This window comes from Chitinimonas sp. JJ19, from assembly GCF_036961565.1.
GTDB lineage: Bacteria > Pseudomonadota > Gammaproteobacteria > Burkholderiales > Chitinimonadaceae > Chitinimonas.
Genome location: NZ_JBAMDD010000004.1, coordinates 108353 through 129851, shown reverse-complemented (window position 1 = coordinate 129851; position 21499 = coordinate 108353). Strand labels below are relative to the sequence as shown.

Sequence of the window (21499 nt, the reverse complement as noted above, 5' to 3'; positions counted from 1 at the left end):
CAGACGCTTAGCTGCCGGACTGCAGCTTGCGCATGGCGGTCTCCAGCCCTGCGGGGGTGAGCGGGTACATGCGCCCCCCCATCAGCTTTTGGGTCATGCGTACGCTCTCGGTGAACTCCCAGTAGCGCTCGTCTACCGGATTGAGCCAGACGGCAGCAGGGTAGCGATCCAGCAGGCGTTGCAGCCAGACCCGGCCTGGTTCTTCGTTCATATGCTCTACCGAGCCGCCTGGGTACTCGATCTCGTAGGGGCTCATGGTGGCATCGCCCACGAAGATCAGTTTGTAATCAGCGGGATAGGTGTGCAGCAGATCGAAGGTGGCTTGGTGCTCGCTGTGGCGCCGCTTGTTGTCGCGCCAGACGGATTCGTAGATGAAGTTGTGGAAGTAAACCTGCTCCAGGTGCTTGAATTCGGCGCGGGCGGCCGAGAAGAGCGTTTCGCATACCTGAATGTGGTCATCCATGGAGCCGCCTACATCCAGAAACAGTAGTACCTTGACGGCATTGTGCCGCTCGTGACGGAACTGCAGTTTGAGCCAGCCGGCGTTGTCGGAGGTGGCGCGTACGGTGGCGTCTATGTCCAGTATATTGGCCTCGGCATCGCGGGCGAACTGGCGCAGGCGACGCAGGGCCACCTTGAAGTTGCGGGTGCCCAATTCCTGGCTGTCGTCGAAATCCTTGAATTCCCGCTCATCCCATACCTTGACTGCGCGTCGATGGCGTGAGCCATCCTGGCCTATGCGTATGCCTTCCGGGTTGTAGCCATAGGCGCCGAAGGGGCTGGTGCCGCTGGTGCCTATCCACTTGTTGCCGCCTTGATGGCGCTCTTTCTGCTCGGCCAGGCGCTGCTTCAGGGTTTCCATCAGCTTGTCCCAACCCATGCCTTTGAGCTGGTTCTTTTCCTCCTCGCTCAGCTGTTTCTCCAGCAATTTGGTGAGCCAGTCTTCCGGTATATCGGTTTCCAGCTTTTCCAGCAGGGTTTCCACCCCCTGGAAATAACGACCGAATACCTGGTCATAGCGGTCGAAATACTTCTCGTCCTTGATCAGGATGGCGCGGGAGACAAAGTAGAAATCGTCCAGACTGCCGTTGACTACGCGGGCGTCCAGCGCCTCGAGCAAGGTCAGGAATTCCTTGACCGAGACAGGTAGCTTGGCGTCGCGTAGTTGGTAGAAGAAATCGATCAGCATGATGGTTTAAAGCGGGGTTATAGCGCGGTATTTTCGCGCCTATGGGGCTGGAGCGCCATCTTTACTGACCTGGCGGTCAGAGCAATTTCAGTTCCGTCACTTTGTTGAGCAACTGGGTGGTGCTGTTGACCTCCAATTTGCGCATGATGTTCTCGCGGTGCTTGTCGACCGTGCGGGACGATAGCGAGAAGCGTTCGGCGATACGGGTGCTGGAGTGGCCGCTGCATAGCATCTCCAATACCTGGAACTCGCGTGCCGTCAGCTGGACATCGGCGGCCTGCATTTTCTCGCGCACCAAGGCGGCCAGCACCTGCTCGCCCCGGGCGATGCGGCGCAGCGCGGTGAGCAGTTCCTCGGCGCAGCCTTCCTTCAGCAGTACGCCATCGGCACCAGCGTCCACCAGTTGCTTGAATAAGGTGCCCGATTGGGCGGCTGTCAGCATGACTATCCTGAGCGCGGGGTAGCGCTGTTTCAGATAGGCCAGGACTGCACCCGCATCATTGCCGGGCATGTGATAGTCCATCACCAGTAGGTCGGGCTGATGCTGCCTTACCAGATCCTTGAGCACGCTGGCCTCGCCAGCTTCGGCCACCACCTGAAAATCGGCAGTCTGTGACAGCAGGAGCTTGAGGCCATCGCGGAAAATGACATGGTCGTCCGCTAGAATAAGCCGCATTGCTCAGTCTCCTTGCCGGCCTGGGTTGGCCTTGTTCCCGCTAACGTGATGCTTCATGTCCCGATTCCTCTATTGCTGCCTGTTGTTGTTGATATGTTGCCAGGTGGCGCAGGCTGCCACACCCTTGCCCTTGCACCCATTGCCCACAGCCGAGCAATTGCGGCAGCAGACTGTATTCTACGTGGGCGAGGTACCGGCGGCGACGCTGGCGCAAGCCATGTCGCCCGGAGCGCGGTTTCGCCCGCTGATCGAGCGCAGGCCCGATCTCAGCTCAGGTGGACGCTGGCTTCGACTGGCACTGCACAATAACAGCAGCCAGCCCGGCAGGTGGCTGCTGAACCTGGGTGTGCCTGACATCCAGCGGCTGGAGGCATACCAGATCTGCCGAGGGCAGACGTCGCAACTGGTCAGCTTGCGACCCGACAGTCGCTTTACTGAGCGCAGCGTGCCCTCGCGTATGCTGGCTGTACCGATCAGCCTAGCGGCCGGTGAAACGGCAACGCTGTATCTGCATTATCGCATCCACGGCGATACCCCCTTGCAACTGGTATTGCAGGATCCAGCCGAGTTCGCCCAGGCTCTTGGTTTGGGCAATCTTTTCAATGGTGTGCTGGTGGGTGTGCTGCTGGCATTGCTGGGGTTTGCCCTGCTGCAGTACCGAGCCTTGCGGCGGGAGGCGTATCGCTACTACGCCCTGATGCTGCTGTTTGTGGTGTTGTTCCTGCTGCAGATCGAGGGTTACAACTTTGCGTTGTTCTGGCCTGGGGCTGGGCAATGGAATCAGTACGCACCTGCCGTGCTGGTGGTGGCGGTACATCTCACGCATATCCTGTTCACCACCAGCCTGTTCAAGCTGAACCTGAGTTTCCCCACACTGTACCGTGGCTATCAGGCCTATGCGGTCCTGCTGCTCCTGGGGTTGGCCGCCTTCCTGGGGGCGGATCTGGCTTGGCCCCTGTTGCTGGTCTCGCTGCTGTTCATGCCCTTACCGGTATGGGTGGGTGTGCTGGTATGGCGCAGGCAACTACCGGCGGCGGGGCATTTTCTGGCAGGTGCCATCAGCCTGGCGGTGTTCATGAATGTCCTGTTCAGCCTTGGCGTATCTGGGGTTTGGGGTTTGCCGGGGGTGCACGTGTTTGTTTACCCCAAATTGGGCTATTTGCTGGAGGCTGTGCTGTTTGCCCTGGCGCTGGGGCAGCAGTTGCATAGCCTGAGCCAACGGCACGAGGCCGCCCTGCGGCACCGGCTGGAGGAGGCAGAGCAACTGGCCCGTGCCGAGGCCGACAAGCACCAGGCGCTACAGGCTGCCCAGCAACAGCAGTTGCAGCTGGCAGCGGCGGGGCATGATCTTTCGCAACCGCTGTCATCGATCCGCTTTGCTTTGGCTGCATTGCGAGTACAGGCGGGTAATGAAGCAGCTACCCAGCATATCGACAAGGCGCTCGACTACACCGAGTCGCTGCTGCAGTCGTTGATGGCAGAGGCCAAGGCGGGTTTCGCCAGCAGGCAGCAAGGATTGAGCCTGGAAGACCTGCTGGTGCAGGCGCATACCCGCCACCAGCATGCGGCCGAGCGCAAGGGACTGTACCTGCGTTACTTCCCCAGCAGTGCCACCATTGCGGGTTCTGGCCTGGTGCTGACACGTATACTGGATAATCTGGTCGGCAATGCTGTGCGCTATACCGAGCGGGGCGAGATCTTGCTTGGGGTACGCCGCCGCCCCCTGGGGCTGGAGATACAGGTGCTCGATACCGGGCCGGGTTTTGATACCAGCTTGCAGAAGCAATTGCTGGCGCCGTTTGAGCAGACCGGTACCTTGGCGGCCGAACGCCAGGGGCACGGCCTGGGCCTGCATATCGTGCAGGCCCTGTGTGAGCAGTCGGGATACCAGCTGACCATACGGTCGGTGCGCGGTCGGGGTAGCGTATTCGGGGTGCTAGTCCCGTACTGATGCCATCATGGGCAGCGTATTGCCGCTCATGGGTGTGAAGGCGGTCATGGGCCGGTTGGCGTAGGCCAGGTCAAAATCCTCCACACGCTTGCCGAAGCAAGCTGGTGCTGGTGGTTCGAAACCGGCATAGGTGAGCACGGTGCCTATCTGGTTGAGGCGGGGGCAATCCACCTCGAACCAATCCATCTGTGCTAGCTCGTGTTGCCCCAGCTGATGGATGGCTTGATACAGGGACAGGGCTTCGGCGTAGCCGCCGAACACCACGCCACGGCTCAACATCAGCAGGCGCCGGGACCAGCCGCCCAGGACATAGTGCAATTGGCAGGAGTAGGCCTTGCCGGCATCCTGGCGCACAACTTCATCAAGGCAGATGGCGTAGGCATCGATATCCAGGCTGGCGGGCTCAGCCGCATCGATGACCAGTAACTTGCGGTGACTGTGGCGCAGGCGGGTAACACCATAGACACCCAATCTGGCTGCGGCGCTGTGGGTGCAGGTGACCACGGCGTCTACCTGGCCGGCATCTTCCAAGCGTGAGGTGATTTCCATGCCGGTATCGGCCTGTATATCGGCCAGCGCTGTTTCGTTGCTGCTCCAGGCCACCACGCGGTAACCGGCTTGCAGCAGGCGTCGGGCCAAGCAGGCGCCTTCGGGGCCGTAAGGGTCTATCAGCAGAATACGGGCATTGCGCTGATCCAGTTTGGCATTGCGTAATGCCCGCTCCACATCCACCCACAGCATCTGGGCGGTGCCGTTGTCGCCGATGGTAAACAGCAGATTGGGGAAGCGCTCTTTCAGGATGGCGCCATCCCGGCCAAACAGGCGTTTGGTGGAGGCCGCCAGCAAGACCACCTTGGCACCATTGTGTTCTGCCCACTCACAGGCGGAGATAAATTGCGCCCGTGCCAGGCGGCGGCCCTCCTTGGTCAACATCTCGGCTGCCGTGCTGTAGATGCCGCGCACGCGCCCCGCTACCCCGTTCTGGTAGATGCGCGGGCCGTCGGCGTGGCCGAGTACGGGCACACGGTGGCCGAAGAACCGTTCACGCTCGGCTTCGTCACGTAGATTGGTGATGAACACCACGTCGACCAGGGGACGGCCGGTGAGTTTGCGCCACCAGGCGCGGTAATCGCACAAAGCCACCATGACGCGCCAGATATCGCTCAGCATGATTTCGTCCTCTTGATTGCGTTGATTGCGTTGATTGCGCGGCACCCATGGCGCCTGCGGTATGGGACACACTATAGGGAGCGGGTTGCGCGGCTTGAATACGCAAAATTGCGTAATCTGCCCGGCTAGCGGGCGAGGCTGTTGCAGTAGCGATACGGCATTGGTGAGCACTGGCGCGGGCTGCAGTGCCTATTGTCGGCTTTTCGCCCGCCTGCTGATGAAGGGAGAACGGCTGATCAAGCGTTTGCTCTAAAATTGCTGCCGAGCGTGGCAACGGCGCTTGGTCTGCTGACCGGCATAGACGGTAGCGCTGCCGACCATCGGCGCGCTTGCTGGACGAGGGCTGGCGTATCAGCGATACAGCGCGGATTTGATGCAGAGGATTAGCGTCCGGTATTGCCGGGCAAAGCGCTGAAGTGGGGGCTCCGTATTTCTCTGGGCCTCCGATGAGGAGACAACAATATGCAAGCTCAATTCGAACCCCATGAAACCCAGGCCGAGTTGGCCCACCTGCGCCAGGCCTACCAAGCCCAGCGCGAGGCCTATGCCGCCATGCCTTATCCGCCAGAAGCGCTGCGGCGGGATCGCCTGAATCGGCTGCGCCATGTGCTGCAGGCGCACGGCGACGAAATCACCGCTGCCATCTCGGCTGATTTCGGTCATCGCTCTGCCCACGAGACCCGCCTGCTGGAGATATTCCCCAGCCTGGGGGGCGTGGATCATGCCTTGGCCAAGCTAGGCCGCTGGATGAAGCCCCGGCGCCGTGGCGTATCGGTTTGGTTCAAGCCGGCCAGCAACCGGGTGGTGCCCCAGCCATTGGGTGTGGTGGGCATCATCGTACCGTGGAACTACCCCTTGTTCCTGGCCGTAGGCCCACTGACCGCAGCATTGGCTGCCGGTAACCGTGCCGTGGTCAAGATATCGGAATTCACACCTCGCCTGGGCGAAGCTTTCCGCCGATTGATAGGCCAGTACTTCGACGAGAACGAGGTGGCCGTCATCAATGGTGGTGCCGAGGTGGCGCAGGTGTTCTCGGGCTATGCCTGGGACCATATGCTGTTTACCGGATCGACCAGCGTGGGCAAGCATGTGATGCGGGCGGCTGCCGACAACCTGACGCCGGTCACGCTGGAGCTGGGTGGCAAATCGCCGACCATCGTGCATGAGTCGTTCCCCATCCAGACTGCTGCCGAGCGCGTGATGTATGGCAAGTGCCTGAATGCTGGCCAGACCTGCGTGGCGCCGGACTATGTGCTGCTGCCCGAGGGCAAGCAGGAGGCGTTCCTGGCTGCGGCACGCGATGCGGTGAGCAAGTGGTATCCCGATGCCGGCGCCAATCCCGACTACACCGCCGTGGTAAACGGCCGCCACCTGAACCGCCTGCAGGGCTACCTGAAAGACGCCGTCGAGAAGGGCGCACGCGTGGTGCCGCTGGCCGAGGTGGACCCGGCTACCGGTAAGCTGGCGCCTACCCTGGTTTTCGATACGACCGAGCAGATGACGCTGCTGCAGGACGAGATATTTGGCCCCATCCTGCCGGTGCTGACCTACAAGACGCTGGACGAGGCCATAGACTACGTCAACACGCATCCCCGGCCGCTGGCGCTGTATTACTTCGATTACGACAACCAGCGTATCAGCCGGGTGATCAGCAATACCATCTCGGGCGGGGTGGGTGTCAACGAAACCGTGATGCACGTGGGCCAGGACGATCTGCCGTTTGGCGGTGTCGGCCCCTCTGGCATGGGCCACTACCATGGCCACGAAGGATTCGAGACCTTCTCCAAGATGAAGCCGATATTTGCGCAGAGCCGTTTCAACGGTGCCTGGCTCTTGCGCCCGCCCTATGGGCCCAGAGTGGAACGCCTGTTGAAGTTCATGCTGCGTTGATGGAATCGTGCCTGGGCCGGGCGCTGCCTGGCCATGGCTAGAACAAGAAGAGGGAAACATGCTTAGCCGCCGCCAATTGCTGAAAACCGGCGTCGCCGGTGCAGCCTTGCTGGGCCTTGCCCGGTTGGCTTACGGGCCGATCACGCCGGACAGCCTCTATGCCGTACCGGCGCAGGCCAGGTTCAAGGTGCTGGATGCCGAAAGCCGTACGGCGCTGGCCGCGATTGCACGGGTCATGCTCAAGGGTGCCTTGCCGCGCGATGAGGCCGAATACGAGACCGCGCTCTACCAGGCGGTGCTGGGCTGCGATACCGCCATCGCAGGCTTGCCGATGGGTGTACAGGCTGAGGTCAAGGAGCTGCTGGCCTTGCTGAACAGCCGTGTGACTCGCCGCTGGGTGGTGGGTGTAGGGGCATCGTGGGAGACCGCCAGCGACGAGGATATTGCTCATTTCCTCAACCGTTGGCGCTATTCGTCGTTCCTGCTGTTGCGCAGTGGCTACCAGGCCTTGCATCAGATCGTTTTTGCTGCGTGGTATGGCAACCCGCAGGCCTGGGTGGGCATAGGTTACGACGGCCCCCCGAAATTCATGGAAGGTTACTGGAATGCCTAAAGACGTTATTGCCGAGGGATTGGCATCCGGTAAGTGGGATGTACGCGACGCGGCCACCTTTATGCGCGACCAGACGCTGGAGGCCGACGTGGTGATCGTCGGCACCGGGGCGGGCGGCGGGGTGGCGGCCGAGATATTGAGCCTGGCTGGGCTGAAGGTGGTGATGCTGGAAGAGGGCGAGCTGCGCTATGCCTCCAAGCACTTCAACCTGAAGGAAGCCGAAGCCTATCCCACGTTGTACCAGGAGTCCGCCGGGAGGCAGACCAAGGACAAGGGCATCACCATCTTGCAAGGACGTACCGTGGGGGGCTCTACCACGGTGAACTGGACGTCGAGCTTCCGTACGCCGCCCACCACCCTGGCGTTCTGGCGCGATCATTATGGCCTCGACGACATGACGGTGGAGAACATGGCCAGCTGGTTTGGCAAAGCCGAGAAGCGGCTGAGCGTGATCGACTGGAATGTGGAACCCAACGTCAATAACCAGGTGCTGATGAGCGGAGCCGACCGCGCTGGCATCCATTGGTCCAAGATACGCCGCAACGTGAAGGCTTGCCTCAACCTGGGCTATTGCGGTATGGGCTGTCCAGCCAACGCCAAGCAGAGCATGCTGATTACCACCGTGCCGACTGCGCTGGACCGTGGCGCCACGCTGCTGACCCACCTGCGGGCCGAGCGGGTACTGCAGGAGGGAGGCAAGGCGGTAGGCGTGGAAGGCATGGCGATGAACCATAGCGGCCTGGAACCGGTTGGCATCAAGGTCACCATCAAGGCCAAGACGGTGCTGCTGGCCGGCGGTGCCATCAATACGCCAGCGCTGATGCTGCGCTCGGACCTGTCCGACCCGCATGGTCTTATTGGTAAGCGTACCTTTCTGCATCCGGTCAATGTCTCGGGCGCCTTGATGCCCTTCAAGGTAGAAGGCTGGCAGGGCGCGCCGCAAAGCATCTATTCCGACCACTTCATCGACGCCTTCTCGCCCGATGGCCCCATGGGCTACAAGCTGGAGGTGCCGCCGCTGCACCCGGTGCTCACCGCCATCACCATGAGTGGCTTTGGTGAAAAGCACCGCCAGCTGATGCAGCATTTCGACCGGCTGCAGGTGGTGCTGGCATTGATGCGTGATGGCTTCCACGAAGACAGCCGTGGCGGTAGCGTGAGCCTGAAGGCAGATGGCACGCCGTTGCTGGATTACCCCATCAGCGACTACGTCTGGCGTGGCATGCGGCACGCTTACCTGACCATGGCCGAACTGCAGTTCGCCGCTGGCGCAACCCGCGTCATGCCCATACACGAGGATGTGCCGGGCGGCGGGTACTCCAGCTGGGCCGAGGCCAAGGCGGCCATCCAGTCGCTGCCGCTTGAGGTGTTGCGCGCCAAGGTGGTATCGGCCCATGTCATGGGTGGGGCAGCCATGGCCAGCAAGGCGGAGCAAGGTGTGGTGGACGGCTACGGCCGCTTCTTTAACCTGGACAACCTCTATGTGATGGATGGCTCGGTGTTCCCGACCTCCATCGGCGCCAACCCGCAGCTCTCCATCTACGGCCTGGCGGCGCGCAATGCCAGCAGCCTGGCCAAGACGCTGACGGGCAAGGATATTGTCTGGCCGGTTTGACTGCGCTATAGCGCGATGCCCATGTAGAGGGCACCACTCTGGACAAAGCCCGGCCCGCAGTGCGGGGCCGGGCTTTGCCGTAGGGTGGTCAGGCTCAGGCCTTCTTGAGGAAGCAGGCCTTGAGCATGAAGTTGCCTGCATCCATGCGGCAATCCACCTCGTGATCGCCCCCGCTGACCAGGCGGATGCTCTTGACCTTGCTACCTTGCTTGAGGGTGATGGAGGAGCCCTTGACCTTCAGGTCCTTGATCAGCACCACCGCATCGCCATCCTGCAGCACATTGCCATTGGCGTCTCTGATGACTGCGCCATCCCCATCGTCTGCCTGGGCTGCCGCCTGCTGGGCCCATTCATGACCGCAATCGGCACAGACATAGTTGTCGCCATCCGGGTAGGTATTTTCCAGGGTACAGAGTGGACAGGCGGGTAGCTTGGACATGGGTGGACTTTCACAGAAGGTGATATGCAAGCGCATCATTATAACCGATGGGTAGGTAGAGCGAGACACTGCGTTACCCACTCACCGCTTTGCCGAGTATCTTGCGTAGCAGGAGAAGCAAGCTGCCCAGCGCCATGCTTACCGCCTGCATCGCCATTGAGGTGGCCAACCCTTAGCCTGACAAAGTTGTTCTTTCGAGATGGACACCCCCCATGACCACCGCCTTGCACCTATCCCCACCCACATTGGCCGATGCCGAATCGCTGTTGGACTTCGAGCTGACCAACCGTGCCTATTTTGAAGGCTGGATCAATGCACGCGACCCGGCTTACTATGACCTTGAGCAGGTTCGCCAGGCCATCGCGACTGCAATACAGGAACGTAGCCAGGATCGCGCCTATCAGTACCTGATCCGTGCAGGGGACACCCTGGTTGGGCGGGTCAACCTTACGGGTGTGGCGCGCCCCTATTACAACAAGGCCTCGCTAGGCTATCGGATAGGGCAGGACTGTGGCGGCAGGGGCTATGCCTCGCAGGCGGTTGCGCTGGTGCTGGAGGAGGCCTTCCAACGGCTGGGCCTGTACCGCATAGAGGCGATTGTGCGGCCGGATAACCAGGGCTCCATCAAGGTGCTGGAGCGCAACGGTTTTACCGAGTTCGGGCGGGCGCGTCGCAGCATGCTGCTGAATGGCGTCTGGCATGACTTGCTGCATTTTGAATGCCATGCGCCGGATAGCAGGCTTGCGGTCGGGGAGGCGTGCTCTGCTGCGGCAGCTTGATGCAGTGTTTGCAGATAGGGAGCGGTAGGCATGACAAAGGCCTGTGTCGCAAGACACAGGCCTTTGTATATTGCTGGTGGGTTCGCACGGACTTGAGTCTTTGAAGCGCCTTGATTGCCATTGTCCGCCAGCGGCGTTGGCACTAAGATGGCTTAGCCCGATAAGTGCAAAGCTACATGCAACTAAGCGCCGAGCAAGATCATTCCCGCATGATTCTTCGCGCCGACGTCGAAGGTCACCGTCTTCTTGCAGCCGGCATCGTTGGCCAGGCATTCGATCAGACAGTCCGCAAAGTCAGCTTTGCTGTTCGAGTAGCGATACAAGGCCCTCCAAGCGACATCAGCATGCTGAACGACCAGCTCTTTCGTACGCAGTAAGGTATCGAGAATTTCGGCCAGTTGCGCCCGATCAGCCTTGTATGAGCGTTGCATTACCCAAACGGCTTCTACCAGCACGATTAGGCTGATGAAGCCAGGCGCTGCTGGTGTCAAAGTCTGGAAGAACGAGGAGGCTTGCAGTGATTGCACCGGATCGTCTTGCGCAATGTGGCGAACAAGTACGTTGGTGTCGATACCGATCATGCCAAGCCTGCGCCCTTGAGTGCGATAGCTTCGTTCATGTCTTCAATTGATACGGGCTTTGTTGGCTTGTTGAGCAAGCCCTTGAGGTCGCCCACCGACTTGGTGGCAGCAACGATGGCGAATTGCCCCTTTTCCAGCTCGACGAAATCGACCCGGTCGCCAGCATGCAGGCCCAGCGCACCCCGAACTGCAGCGGGAATGGTGACCTGGCCTTTGGTGGTTAATGTAGCAGTTGCCATGGTGAGCTCCTTGGTTCCTTACATTTAACCACAAAGTAAGGAGTTCTTCGAGCGGCCCGCAACTGCAAAACGCCGCATTGGTCTGCACGGGGCAGCCGGCGAAGCGGCTTTTCGCATTAGGCTATTCAGCGTTCCGCGAAGGTGTTGAGCAATCTGAGATCGAACTAACCGCTGGGCAATTGACCCATGTGTTGCGCCACACGTTGGCGAGTCATTTGATGATGAACGGCGGCAACTTCCTCGCGCTTCAGCGCATCCTGACGATGCGCACCTTGTGCCAGAGCATCTGAACGAGGCCAGCGTATTGAACCCGCTATTGCGGTTGACGACTGGTTGACAGTTGAAAGGGTTGACAGTTGAAAGTCAAACAGGGAGTTAGCATCGCTAACTCCCTGTTTTTTTGGTGGGCCCGCACGGACTTGAACCGTGGACCAAAGGATTATGAGTCCTCTGCTCTAACCAACTGAGCTACAGGCCCGGAAACCGGGTGTCTGGGCGACGTGAGCTGCTGTTGGCCTATGGCCTGGGCGCCCTCGTTGCGAGACGGGCGCGCAGATTAACACAAACTTTCGTGAGTGTGGGAGTGTGTATGCGCTACCGGGGCGGCATGCCTTATCAGTACAGGTGCTCGGCTAGTACCCGGAAGCTCGACAGCAGCGCCAGCGATTCGTCCAGCCCGGTGCCGTCGCTATGACGCAGCAGGCATTCGCGCCAGCGTTGGCTCAAGCGGTCGTCTATGTGGCGCTGCCAGGAGAAATCGGGTTCCAGGAAGATGGTTGCGCTGGCCGGCTGATCGCTGGCGCCTACGCCCTGGGGGTGCATGCGGCGCAGGCTGGCATGCAGTTGGGGGCAGAGGATAAGGTCGAAGTAGAGGCGCTGGAAGACCGCGTCGGAGATGCTGGGGTCGCTGGCCAGTTGCAAGAGTCGCCTGCGGAACACCTCGGGGAAGCCCAGCGGCAGGGGGCCGGGCAGGCGGCGCTGTGGTTGCTGGGGAGCGTGGATGAGAAGTTGGGCGAGGGGCTCGTGGTAGGCGAGGGCGGTAGTCATGCTGGCTGCTCCGGCGTTGAGGCGTATCGGAGACTAAGCAAGTGCGATGCCAGCTACCCTTATGGGGTATGGGGCGGTTATGGACACAAGGCATGCGTTGCTGGTGATGGGCTTGGATGGTGCCAGGGCCGGCTGAACCGGCAGGCTCTCCTGTGCGTCCATGCTCCGCCCTCGTTGGCGCAAGCCCTAGCCGCGTGGGAAAGCCGGCCCCTGCACGGCCAGCATGCCGCTATAGCCAGGCCAGCTACGTTGTTCCAGGCTGTGCCAGGGCAGTTTGTTGATGTCCAGCGTGGCGTGCAACTGCGCCAGCGAGGCAAATTGCTGGCCTTGTTCGCGCCAGGCGGCAAGCAGGCGCTCCAACAGCGGCAAACGTTTGCCGCCATCGGCATCGGCATTGAGGGTGAACACATGGCCTGCCGGTGTCGGGCTCGCCGTTAGCGCCAGCAACTGGTCTACTGTCGACAGGTCGTCCATTTCGTTGGCGCCTGTCAGCTCGGCCAGGGTGGGCAGGGTGGTGGGTAACTGGGGCACCCTGATCGGCTCGCCATCCACTACCGGCAAAAAGGGACTGCTGCCACGGCAGTCGCTGCCGTAGTGCAGGCCCAACTGCTGCTGCTGCCGCAAGGCATGGCGGCTGGTGCGCCAGCCAGGCAGGGCGATGGCTTGGGCGGGCTGGCCAAGCAGGTTCTCGTAGGCGTGCAAGGCGGCGGTCAGTTCATTGCGCACCCAGGCTTCGTCGGCCGTGGCGATGCGCTTGATCCAGTTGACCCTGTCCCAGCCGCGCAGGCCGGTTTCATAGCCGGCCTGTTGTATGGCCTGTATGGCGCTTGCCACGGCCTTGTGCAGTTGCGGAGCGGGCAGCCAGCGGCCATAGAGCCTGCTGGCGCCGCGAGGGCCGCCCAGGGCGCGGTTACGGCGTATCTGCTTGCGGGTTTCGCCTACCTGGAACAGTGGGCCGTCTGCCTGGCCACTGCGGTCTGGCCCCAGGTTGAAGAAGAAACTGGCATTGGCGTCCAAGCTCTGCAATAGCGTTACCAGCCGGGGGGTGATGTCCCGGGCGGCGGCAAGGCTGTCTACCTCTATCTTTAGCGCGAGCAGCATGGCTGCGTAACTCCCTGTTGCTATGCGGGTGCGCTCTAGCAAACTGGTATTCCCGGCTGTGTTGGCCTTGGACTACGATTGCTGGGCGCACCCTGTCGTTGTTATTCGGCGCGGGCCGTATTGTCCGTACTCGCGGCGGCGGCCACAACTAGAATCAATACAGATTTCGACAAAACAGGACGCTGCCATGCGCAAGCTCGTGTTGTTCATTGCCTCTAGCCTGGACGGCTATATTGCCCGCCCCGATGGCGGGGTGGATTGGCTATTTACCGACCAGGACTATGGCTACCAGGCTTTCTATGATTCGGTAGATGGAATACTGCTGGGCAGGCGTACCTACGATCAGGCATTGAGCGTGGGCGACTATCCCTACCCAGGCAAGCGTGCCTGGGTGTTTTCCAGCAGACCTTTGTCGTGGATGGGCGAGGGCGTGGAGGCGGTGAGCGAGCCGGTGGGCGACTACGTGGCCAGGCTCAGGCTGGAGGCGGGTGGCAAGCTGTGGCTGGTGGGCGGTGCGGCCTTGATCAAGACCTGCCTGGAGCGGGATCTGATCGATGAGTTCATTGTCTCCATCCACCCGTTGATACTGGGTGGGGGCATTCCTTTGTTCCCCAGCACGGAATCGAGCCGGCGCTTGACGCTGACCTCGGTGCAGACCTTTGATACCGGCCTGGTGCAGGTGAGCTACGAAAGGGCGCGGAAGTCGCCCGCCCATATCGGCTAGTGCTGCGGGCAATGCCTTGGTTCGTGGATCGAGTTTCCCACCTCGGCTAGTTTGCCGACGCGGATTCGGCGTCGTAAATGGCGTAGCGGTGCTTGCCGCCGAATTTGGCCTGGTACATGGCAATGTCGGCGTGGCGCCTCAGTTTGGCCAGGGTTTCGCCATGCTCCGGGCAGAGGGCTATGCCTATGCTGGCCTTGATCAGGCGGTTGCCGCCTTCCAGTTCTATGGGTTCGGCCAGGGCGGCCAGCATTTTCTCTGCCACCGTGACGGCGTCGTGGGCATCCACCAGATTGGCCAGCAGTACCATGAATTCGTCACCACCCTGGCGTGAGACGGTATCGGTATTGCGCACGCAACTGAGCAGTCGTTTGGCCACGATCTTGAGCATTTCATCGCCGGCATCATGGCCCAGGGTGTCGTTGACCTGCTTGAAATCGTCCAGGTCAATAAACATCAGGGCCAACTGCCGCTTGTTGCGGGCGCGCTGGCGCAGGGCTTGTTCCACATGCTCGGTAAACAGGAAGCGGTTGGGCAGGGCGGTGAGGGTGTCGTAAAAGGCCAGGTAGAGCACCCGCTCTTCGCTGAGCTTGCGGGCGGTGATGTCACTGATCATGGCAAAGACTGACGTTACCCGGCCATCCTGGTCAGAAATGGCGGCGAGGCTCACTTCTACCGTGATGCGCTCGCCGCTGGCACGGCGCATGCCCAGCTCTATCTTGCGGTTGGGTGAGCCGCTCCAGCGCTCGCGTTGTGACTGCAGGGTGATCATGCTGTCTTCGGTCACCACGTCCTCGGGCTGCATGCGCAGTAGTTCGTCACGTGGGTAGAGCAGCAGCTCGCACAGGGCAGGGTTGACGTCCAGCAGCTCGCCGGTGCGGGCGTCGAACAGTGCGTAGCCTTCGTTGGCGGTCTCCAGCACCCGCCGATGGCGGGTTTCGCTTTCGCGCAGGGCTTCTTCCACCAGCCGGCGTTCGTGGATGTCGGTGAGGCTGACGATCAGGACGTTGCGGCCAGCCAGTTCCATCAGCCTGGCGGCCAATAGCATCCAGACACGCTGCCCGCCCGACAACCGCATGCGGGCCTCGAACTGCCGGATAAAGCCGTTGTTGCGGGCAATCAGCAGGAACTGACGGGCCAGGCTGGGATTGTCGAACAGGTCACGCAGGGCAGGCGTATCGCTACCCAGGCCCAGGGTGTCGCGGGCCAGTTGATTGAGTTCCACGATATTGCCGCTGTCAGCCTCCACCGCAAGCATGGGCTGGGGCGAGTAGCGGGCCATATCGGCAAGCAGGGAGGGCGTGTCGCTGGTCATCGGTTCCGCTATGGCCGGCGCTGGGAGTGTTTGCAGTGACACCACGATTGGGAGGTGTGCCTGAAACTAGCCTGGCGCCGGTAAAGGCAAGCAGACCGTGGCGGGCGTACCCCTGGCGGGGCGCTGGCGCTCAGGTTGCGTTGCGCTGGTAGACCACGAAACTATAGGCAAAATCCGGCCCTTGTTTAGGCTCGCGAGAGATTTCTGTGAACTTGTTGCGCGGCCATTCCGGGAAAAAGGCATCGCCCTCGATCTCGGCTTCAATTTCCGTCAGGTACAGGCGGTCAGCATAGGGCAGGGCTAGGGCATACAGGGTGGCGCCACCGATCAGGAATACTTCGTTCGCCTCGCCTGCCGCTTTCATGGCGTCCTCCATGCTATGTACCACCGTTACCCCATCAGCACGCCAGATCGGATCGCGCGTTACCACGATGTTGTGGCGATTGGGCAGCGGCCGGCCGATGGAATCGTAAGTCTTGCGGCCCATGATGATGGGGTGGCCGCTGGTGGTGGCCTTGAAGTACTTGAGGTCGTCGGGCAGATGCCAGGGCAGTGTGTTGTTGATGCCTACGGTGCGGTTTTGTGCGAGGGCGGCGATAAGCGAGAGCATGGAGTGGCCGTCTGGTCGGATGGTAGTAAAACCAAGCGGCAACCAGCAGGTTGCCGCAGTCAGGGTCTGGTGCTTTGTCGGGGGGATTAAACCGCCACCGGCGCCTTGATGGCAGCATGGGATTCGTAACCCTCCAGGGTGAAGTCCTCATACTTGAAGGCGAACAGGTCGGTGACCTCGGGGTTGAGCTTCATGCGCGGCAAGGGCAGTGGTTCGCGGCTCAGCTGCAACTTTACCTGTTCCATATGGTTGGCATAGATATGGCAATCACCGCCGGTCCAGATAAAGTCGCCTGGCTCCAGCCCGCAGACCTGCGCCACCATGAGTACCAGCAAGGCATAGGAGGCGATATTGAATGGTACGCCCAGGAATAGATCGGCCGAGCGCTGATACAGTTGGCAACTGAGCTTGCCGTCGGCGACATAGAACTGGAAGAAGGCATGGCAGGGTGGTAAAGCCATGTTATGGATTTCGCCCACATTCCAGGCCGAGACGATCAGTCGGCGGGAATCGGGAGTGGTCTTGATCTGCTGTATCAACTGGCTTATCTGGTCGATATGGCCGCCATCTGCCGTGGGCCAGCTGCGCCATTGCACGCCATACACCGGGCCCAGGTTGCCGTGTTCATCGGCCCATTCATCCCAGATGGAGACGCCGTTTTCCTTGAGGTAGGCGATATTGGCATCGCCCTTCAGGAACCACAGCAGTTCGTGAATGATGGACTTGAGGTGGACCTTCTTGGTGGTGACCAGCGGGAAGCCCTGGCTGAGGTCGAAACGCATCTGGTGGCCAAAGACGGACTGGGTGCCGGTACCGGTGCGGTCGGTCTTGACGGTGCCGTGGTCGAGTACGTGCTGGAGCAGGTTGAGATACGTGCGCATGGGGGCTTCCTGAAAACAAGGCCGACATCTTACCAAGTCATCGTCGGTTTGCGCTGCCCGGGTGCCGGGCGGCAGTCGGCTTGGCCGGCTTGTGGCGGGGGCCGCAGCATGGGGTGGAAACACCGAAAATTATTGGCTTAGCATCGGTTGTGCATGGTCTAATACGCGCCGATAAACCCCGCTGTGGCAAGCTTTGCTGGGGTGGCGGGTGTGCCGCCGTTGCGTGATCCTGTTCGTGATCGTTTTGAACCATTCCTCCCCTGGAGTACTGAAACTCATGGCCCAATTCCGCCTCAAGCCGACCCTGATCGGCGCTGCCTTTGCCGCTACCGCCATTGCCGCCCAGGCTGCCGGCACGGTGAACGTGTACAACTGGAACGACTATATCGCCGAAGACACGGTTGCCAACTTCGAGAAGGCGGCCGGCGTGAAGGTGAAGTACGACATGTACGACAGCAACGAGACCCTGCAGGCCAAGCTGCTGACCGGCAAGTCGGGCTATGATGTGGTCTACCCTTCTGCTGACTTCGCAGCCAAGCAGATCCAGGCTGGTGTCTACCTGCCGCTGGACAAGAGCAAGCTGCCTAACCTGGGCAACCTGAACCCGGAATTCCTGAAGAAGGTGGAGTCGGTTGACCCGGGCAACAAGTTTGTCGTGCCCTATATGTGGGGCACCATCGCCTTCGGCATCAACGCTGAGAAGGTGAAGAAGGCCCTGGGTGCCGAACCTATGCCGGCCGATATGTGGCAACTGGTGTTCGATCCCAAGTACACCAGCAAGCTCAAGAGCTGCGGTATCTCGTTCGTGAGCCAGCCCAAGTACCTGTTCGGCATGGTCAATATCTTCAATGGCAAGAACGCCAATGATTTCTCCAAGGCCAACCTGGCGACGGCGCTGACTACCCTGAAGGCGGTGCGCAAGGATGTGCGCGTGTTCAATGACTCGCCCATCGACCTGCTGGCCAATGGCGACGTTTGCGTGGCCATGGGCTTCAACGGCGATGTCTACATTGCCAAGGATCGCGCCATCGAGGCCAAGAAGCCGCAGCCTATCGAATACGTGGTGCCGGCCAAGGGCACCGTGCTGTGGGTGGACGTGATGGCTATCCCTAAGGACAGCAAGAACGTGGATAACGCCTACAAGTGGATCAACAATATGCTGGATCCCAAGGTGGTGGCAGGTATCTCGAATACCGTGAACTACGCCAACCCCAACACCAAGGCCACGGCGTTGGTGAACAAGAAGCTGACCAGCGATGCCAAGATCTATCTGCCTGATGCTTCGCTGAAGACCCTGCAGGCTGCGGCCTCGCTGGATCAGCCCACCACCATGGCGCTGACCAAGGCCTTCAACCAGTTCAAGACTGCCAAGTAAGGCCATTGCAAACTGGGTAGCACTGAAGCGGCCGGGGAAACCCGGCCGTATTGTTGTTAGCCGTTGTGTGCTTCAGTCGCAGCAAACAGAAGCGCATTGAAAATAATGGCGAGCGGCGGCGAGAGTAAGGGGAACCAGGGAGCGCCTGTAGGTTTGGGCAGTGCTGACGTTCAGCGACATGCCTTTCTGGCGCCTGTTCAAGCCATCACGCCACACCATGGACTTGAGCCCAAAACAGACCCTTACAAGCCGTATTTGGTCAGGATGCGCTGGTAGCTGCCATCGAGCTTGAGTTTGCTGAAGGCCGCGGCCATGCGCTCGGCATGCCGGGAATTACTGCTTTGCCGGCCGAAGGCCAGGTAAGAGGCGGTTGCACCAAAGGTAGGGCTCAACAGCTGGATGGAGTCGGCGTAACCTAGCTGCTTGGCGCTGGTATTGATTTCCAGCACACCGCCTACGATCAGGTCGACACGCTTGTTGTGCAATGTCCGCAGCAGCGCCTCGTAGCCGCCGTCCTGCTCGTACTTCTGCAGGCCAGGCTGGCTGCTGAACTCGGTGGGATAGGCATAGGCCCTGGCTACACCGATCTTGTATGAATGCAGCGATGTGAACGAGCCGTTCCAGGTCGGGCTGTTCGGCTGTTTCAGGCTGAAAAAACCGAAGCGCAGGGTGGAGAGCACATTACCCTCGTCGAACAGCAGCCAGCTCTCACGCTCGGGTGTTCTGGAAGCAAAGCTGACAGCGGAGGCCAGCCCGCGCTTGGTCATTTCCAGCGCCCGCGCCCAGGCAACGCTCTGTATGGTGAGCTGATAACCCGCTATGTGTGCGGCGGCTTCGATCAGCTCGATATGGGCTCCGGTGAGCTTGCCATCCACCACCATCTCATAAGGCGGGTAGTTGCCCTCGCCACGCACTACCAGCAACGGTTCTGCCGCGTATAGCGGGAGCGGCAGCAGGGCGAACAGGACTAGGCGGAAGTCTGGCATGAAAGGTCTCGTTTTACCGGGAGCGCTTTTCAGCATAGCCGCTGCACAGACAAGAATATAAAACGCTGGATGCGCGGGTGATGGTCCCGGCCGATGTAGGTTCGGGTGCCGCTTAGCGCCACGAACAAAACCCTTCAAGCGTTGTTGTGCGAGCTTGCCGTACCCACGTACTGTCTGCTGCTCGCGCCTGCGCATGCACGCCTAGCCAGAACCGCTACGCTGGGTTTTGTCAGCGGCTCTTAGGCGGGGCTGAAGAGTTTGAGGCCGACTATGCCGGCCACGATCATGGCGACACAGACCAGTCTAGCGATGGTGGCTGCTTCGCCAAACAGTACGATGCCCAGCAAGACGGTGCCGACGGCCCCGATGCCAGTCCAGACTGCGTAGGCCGTACCCAGGGGGAGTGTACGGACGGCAAGTCCCAGCAGGGCAATGCTGGCGACCATGGCGCCCAGGGTGGCCACGCTGGGCCAAAGACGGGTAAAGCCTTCGGTGTATTTGAGGCTTATGGCCCAGCCGATTTCCAGCAAGCCGGCGATGATAAGGAGTATCCAGGCCATGATGGCGGCTCCGTATGGATAAGGGGCCGTCCCCAGTTGGCTAGAGGCCGCCAGGGTCGTCCCTGGGGCTGCGATGAAGCGCGGATGCCATGTTGGCGAGTGCGAATATTATCGCAAGTGCATGAAAACGAATGGAATTATATTATGAGCAGTGGCGTCAGGCCTTGCCCAGCGAGCCGCCAGGCCGGGACAGCCGGGGCTGGCCATAGGCATCGTAAGACAGGGTGGAATCCTGGCTGCTTTGCAGCAGGGCCATCAACTGCTGGTTCTGCTGCTGGCGGGTATCAATCAGCTTGCCATTGGTCTGATTGAGCGCACTGGCGTGGCGGGCGGCTTGTATCAGCTGCAACCAGCATTCGGCCAGATGGGGCAGGTGCTCGGCTGGCAGGTAGGCTGCACGCACCAGCGGGTGGGGCGGATCGGGTGAGAGCTCGACGCCGTTGACCTGGAACAGGCGCTTGCGTTCCTTGGCCTGGCCTTCCAGTGCTTGGGCGTGACCGGCCTTTTGCTTGGCGATATCTTCGAGGTCGGCCAGGGTGTTGTGTATGAGTGCGTGCTGTTCGCGTTCAAGCAAGGCGACAAACTGCTGCAGCTCGCTCAACTCGGCTTGCATGGCACTCAACAGGGGCGATGTGGACATGGGCGGTTTCCGTGGCCGTTAAAAGCATTAGCGCCAGCCACCGGTTGCCCGTTGGCTGGCGCTAGCTAGTATGCCGTGTTGTGCTGCCTGCGTCAGTTCTTGCCCAGCAGTTCCTTGACGCTGGCCATCAGCTTGTCGGCAATGGCATCGGCGTGCACGGTGAAACGGCCCTCGGCAATGGCCTGGCGTATCTCGGCCACCTTGCTCTCGTCAATGACGGGCTGGGTGGCAAGGTTGGACTCCAGCGATGCCAGGCGTGCGCTGAAGGCGTTGATCTCAACGCTATCGCGGCCAGGCTCGGCGCCGGCGCTTTCTCCACTCTCGGCCTTGGTGCTGGTACGCGCTTCTGAGCGCGATAGCACGGAGCCTAGCGGCTTGCCCGAGTTGTCGATCTTCATGGTATTCCTCTCGTTGGCTACTTTGGCCAAGTCCTGTCTGTGGTTAATGCGCTTATCGGCAGGTCTTTGAGAAACTTTAGCGGGATTATGAACAAATTTTTCATAACATGGCGGCTAAGTGTTATTTCGGCTAGATTCCTAGCAATCTGAAGGCTTGGGAGCCGACGAATGCAAATAATTACCCCGCGCTTCGGTGCCATCGAAATCGATGAGGACACCTTGATCACCTTTCCACAGGGCCTACCTGGCTTTGAGGGCTGTAAACGCTTCAAGTTGCTGCATGAGGACGTGCCAGAGCCCAAGGTGATGTGGCTGCAGTGCCTGGATGATGCTGAGGTGGTGTTCAGCGTGATGGATGCCAGCCTGCTGGGGTTTCACTACCAGCTGACGCTGACGGACGAGGAGCGGACGCTGATACAACATGCAGGCAAATCGGCGCCGGCCGATGAGTTGGTGTTGCTCCTGACGCTGAGCCGTGACGGTGAGGTGGGTGAAATAAAAGCGAATACGCAGTCGCCCATCGTGCTCAATGTGGCCTCCAGGCTGGCTGTGCAGAAGAGTGGCGTACGCGCTGAGATCGTGTTTACTAACGAGTAGGTCGGGTTTTTCGGTGTTTTCGCGGACGTTCGCAACCGTTGTGGGTGATGGTGTTTGCCGGATGGTTGCTCGAATCCGTTGCATGTCAATCTTGCGGGGTTGCCGCGTTTCGCCATAATGGCGCGA

General features: G+C 60.6%; 23 protein-coding genes and 1 tRNA gene. 8 read left to right on the top strand and 16 right to left on the bottom strand.

The genetic code is table 11. The features are described from left to right. Positions 1-7 precede the first annotated feature (7 nt). Positions 8-1189, bottom strand: coding sequence for a vWA domain-containing protein (locus V7714_RS06610; RefSeq protein WP_335709012.1), 1182 nt, complete (start codon positions 1187-1189; stop codon positions 8-10). 76 nt (positions 1190-1265) lie between these two features. Then, complete coding sequence (locus V7714_RS06605; protein ID WP_335709011.1) at positions 1266-1865, bottom strand: response regulator transcription factor; 600 nt, start codon at positions 1863-1865, stop codon at positions 1266-1268. A 55-nt stretch (positions 1866-1920) separates the two neighbouring features. Here V7714_RS06605 and V7714_RS06600 point away from each other — a divergent pair, with 55 nt between their 5' ends. Then, the gene (locus V7714_RS06600; protein ID WP_335709010.1) at positions 1921-3816 is read left to right on the top strand and encodes a sensor histidine kinase; all 1896 of its coding nucleotides are present in this window, start codon (positions 1921-1923) and stop codon (positions 3814-3816) included. On the opposite strand, the gene V7714_RS06595 is transcribed toward V7714_RS06600, so the two are convergent. Beyond that, the gene (locus tag V7714_RS06595) at positions 3802-5031 is read right to left on the bottom strand and encodes a hypothetical protein (RefSeq protein ID WP_335709009.1); all 1230 of its coding nucleotides are present in this window, start codon (positions 5029-5031) and stop codon (positions 3802-3804) included. The two genes, V7714_RS06600 and V7714_RS06595, sit on opposite strands and share 15 nt — an antisense overlap. Before the next feature lie 417 nt (positions 5032-5448). On the opposite strand from V7714_RS06595, the gene V7714_RS06590 reads away from it, so the two are divergent. From V7714_RS06590 to V7714_RS06580, 3 genes are read left to right on the top strand one after another with little or no spacing between them, the layout of a single operon-like run. Beyond that, positions 5449-6876: a coniferyl aldehyde dehydrogenase gene (locus V7714_RS06590; RefSeq protein WP_335709008.1), complete on the top strand. Its 1428-nt coding sequence runs from the start codon at positions 5449-5451 to the stop codon at positions 6874-6876. Positions 6877-6934: 58 nt separating this feature from the next. Beyond that, positions 6935-7489 (top strand): hypothetical protein, encoded by a 555-nt coding sequence (locus V7714_RS06585; protein ID WP_335709007.1) that lies wholly within the window; start codon positions 6935-6937, stop codon positions 7487-7489. After that, positions 7482-9104 carry a GMC family oxidoreductase gene (locus V7714_RS06580; RefSeq protein ID WP_335709006.1) on the top strand — a complete coding sequence of 541 codons (1623 nt, stop codon included), beginning with the start codon at positions 7482-7484 and terminating at the stop codon, positions 9102-9104. The genes V7714_RS06585 and V7714_RS06580 overlap by 8 nt, the downstream gene beginning before the upstream one ends. Before the next feature lie 94 nt (positions 9105-9198). Here V7714_RS06580 and V7714_RS06575 read toward each other — a convergent pair whose 3' ends face one another. Beyond that, positions 9199-9543, bottom strand: coding sequence for a zinc ribbon domain-containing protein YjdM (locus tag V7714_RS06575; protein ID WP_335709005.1), 345 nt, complete (start codon positions 9541-9543; stop codon positions 9199-9201). 212 nt (positions 9544-9755) lie between these two features. Between V7714_RS06575 and V7714_RS06570 the strand changes: the two genes are divergently transcribed. Further along, positions 9756-10322 (top strand): GNAT family N-acetyltransferase, encoded by a 567-nt coding sequence (locus tag V7714_RS06570; RefSeq protein ID WP_335709004.1) that lies wholly within the window; start codon positions 9756-9758, stop codon positions 10320-10322. Between the two features lie 182 nt (positions 10323-10504). Here V7714_RS06570 and V7714_RS06565 read toward each other — a convergent pair whose 3' ends face one another. The 5 genes from V7714_RS06565 to V7714_RS06545 all read right to left on the bottom strand — a co-directional run bounded on the left by V7714_RS06565 (position 10505) and on the right by V7714_RS06545 (position 13290). Then, on the bottom strand, positions 10505-10903 hold the full coding sequence (locus V7714_RS06565) for a PIN domain-containing protein (RefSeq protein WP_335709003.1): 399 nt from the start codon (positions 10901-10903) through the stop codon (positions 10505-10507). Further along, the gene (locus V7714_RS06560; RefSeq protein WP_335709002.1) at positions 10900-11142 is read right to left on the bottom strand and encodes an AbrB/MazE/SpoVT family DNA-binding domain-containing protein; all 243 of its coding nucleotides are present in this window, start codon (positions 11140-11142) and stop codon (positions 10900-10902) included. Before V7714_RS06560 ends, V7714_RS06565 begins: the two co-directional genes overlap by 4 nt. A 401-nt stretch (positions 11143-11543) precedes the next feature. After that, positions 11544-11620, bottom strand: a tRNA-Ile gene (locus V7714_RS06555). Between the two features lie 137 nt (positions 11621-11757). Continuing rightward, positions 11758-12189 (bottom strand): hypothetical protein, encoded by a 432-nt coding sequence (locus V7714_RS06550; RefSeq protein ID WP_335709001.1) that lies wholly within the window; start codon positions 12187-12189, stop codon positions 11758-11760. 186 nt (positions 12190-12375) lie between these two features. Continuing rightward, positions 12376-13290: a polysaccharide deacetylase family protein gene (locus tag V7714_RS06545; RefSeq protein WP_335709000.1), complete on the bottom strand. Its 915-nt coding sequence runs from the start codon at positions 13288-13290 to the stop codon at positions 12376-12378. A gap of 187 nt (positions 13291-13477) precedes the next feature. Between V7714_RS06545 and V7714_RS06540 the strand changes: the two genes are divergently transcribed. Further along, on the top strand, positions 13478-14014 hold the full coding sequence (locus tag V7714_RS06540) for a dihydrofolate reductase family protein (RefSeq protein WP_335708999.1): 537 nt from the start codon (positions 13478-13480) through the stop codon (positions 14012-14014). A 46-nt stretch (positions 14015-14060) separates the two neighbouring features. Here the strand turns inward: V7714_RS06540 and V7714_RS06535 are convergent, their stop codons facing one another. From V7714_RS06535 to V7714_RS06525, 3 genes are all read right to left on the bottom strand, one after another. Next, entirely contained in the window at positions 14061-15326 is a 1266-nt protein-coding gene (locus V7714_RS06535; protein WP_335708998.1) for a diguanylate cyclase domain-containing protein, read from the bottom strand. A 130-nt stretch (positions 15327-15456) separates the two neighbouring features. After that, a complete protein-coding gene (locus V7714_RS06530; protein ID WP_335708997.1) occupies positions 15457-15936 on the bottom strand; it encodes a dihydrofolate reductase in 480 nt (159 codons plus the stop codon). Between the two features lie 86 nt (positions 15937-16022). Next, positions 16023-16817 (bottom strand): thymidylate synthase, encoded by a 795-nt coding sequence (locus tag V7714_RS06525; protein ID WP_335708996.1) that lies wholly within the window; start codon positions 16815-16817, stop codon positions 16023-16025. Between the two features lie 277 nt (positions 16818-17094). Between V7714_RS06525 and V7714_RS06520 the strand changes: the two genes are divergently transcribed. Next, entirely contained in the window at positions 17095-18192 is a 1098-nt protein-coding gene (locus V7714_RS06520) for an extracellular solute-binding protein (protein ID WP_335708995.1), read from the top strand. 242 nt (positions 18193-18434) lie between these two features. On the opposite strand, the gene V7714_RS06515 is transcribed toward V7714_RS06520, so the two are convergent. The 4 genes from V7714_RS06515 to flgM form a co-directional block, all read right to left on the bottom strand. Further along, the gene (locus V7714_RS06515; RefSeq protein WP_335708994.1) at positions 18435-19178 is read right to left on the bottom strand and encodes a substrate-binding periplasmic protein; all 744 of its coding nucleotides are present in this window, start codon (positions 19176-19178) and stop codon (positions 18435-18437) included. Positions 19179-19417: 239 nt separating this feature from the next. After that, entirely contained in the window at positions 19418-19738 is a 321-nt protein-coding gene (gene sugE / locus V7714_RS06510) for a quaternary ammonium compound efflux SMR transporter SugE (protein ID WP_335708993.1), read from the bottom strand. A 157-nt stretch (positions 19739-19895) separates the two neighbouring features. Next, the gene (locus tag V7714_RS06505) at positions 19896-20378 is read right to left on the bottom strand and encodes a flagella synthesis protein FlgN (RefSeq protein WP_284197563.1); all 483 of its coding nucleotides are present in this window, start codon (positions 20376-20378) and stop codon (positions 19896-19898) included. 92 nt (positions 20379-20470) lie between these two features. Beyond that, positions 20471-20776 carry a flagellar biosynthesis anti-sigma factor FlgM gene (flgM, locus tag V7714_RS06500; RefSeq protein ID WP_290331796.1) on the bottom strand — a complete coding sequence of 102 codons (306 nt, stop codon included), beginning with the start codon at positions 20774-20776 and terminating at the stop codon, positions 20471-20473. A gap of 168 nt (positions 20777-20944) precedes the next feature. On the opposite strand from flgM, the gene fliW reads away from it, so the two are divergent. Next, the gene (gene fliW, locus V7714_RS06495; RefSeq protein ID WP_284197561.1) at positions 20945-21373 is read left to right on the top strand and encodes a flagellar assembly protein FliW; all 429 of its coding nucleotides are present in this window, start codon (positions 20945-20947) and stop codon (positions 21371-21373) included. Positions 21374-21499 lie beyond the last annotated feature (126 nt).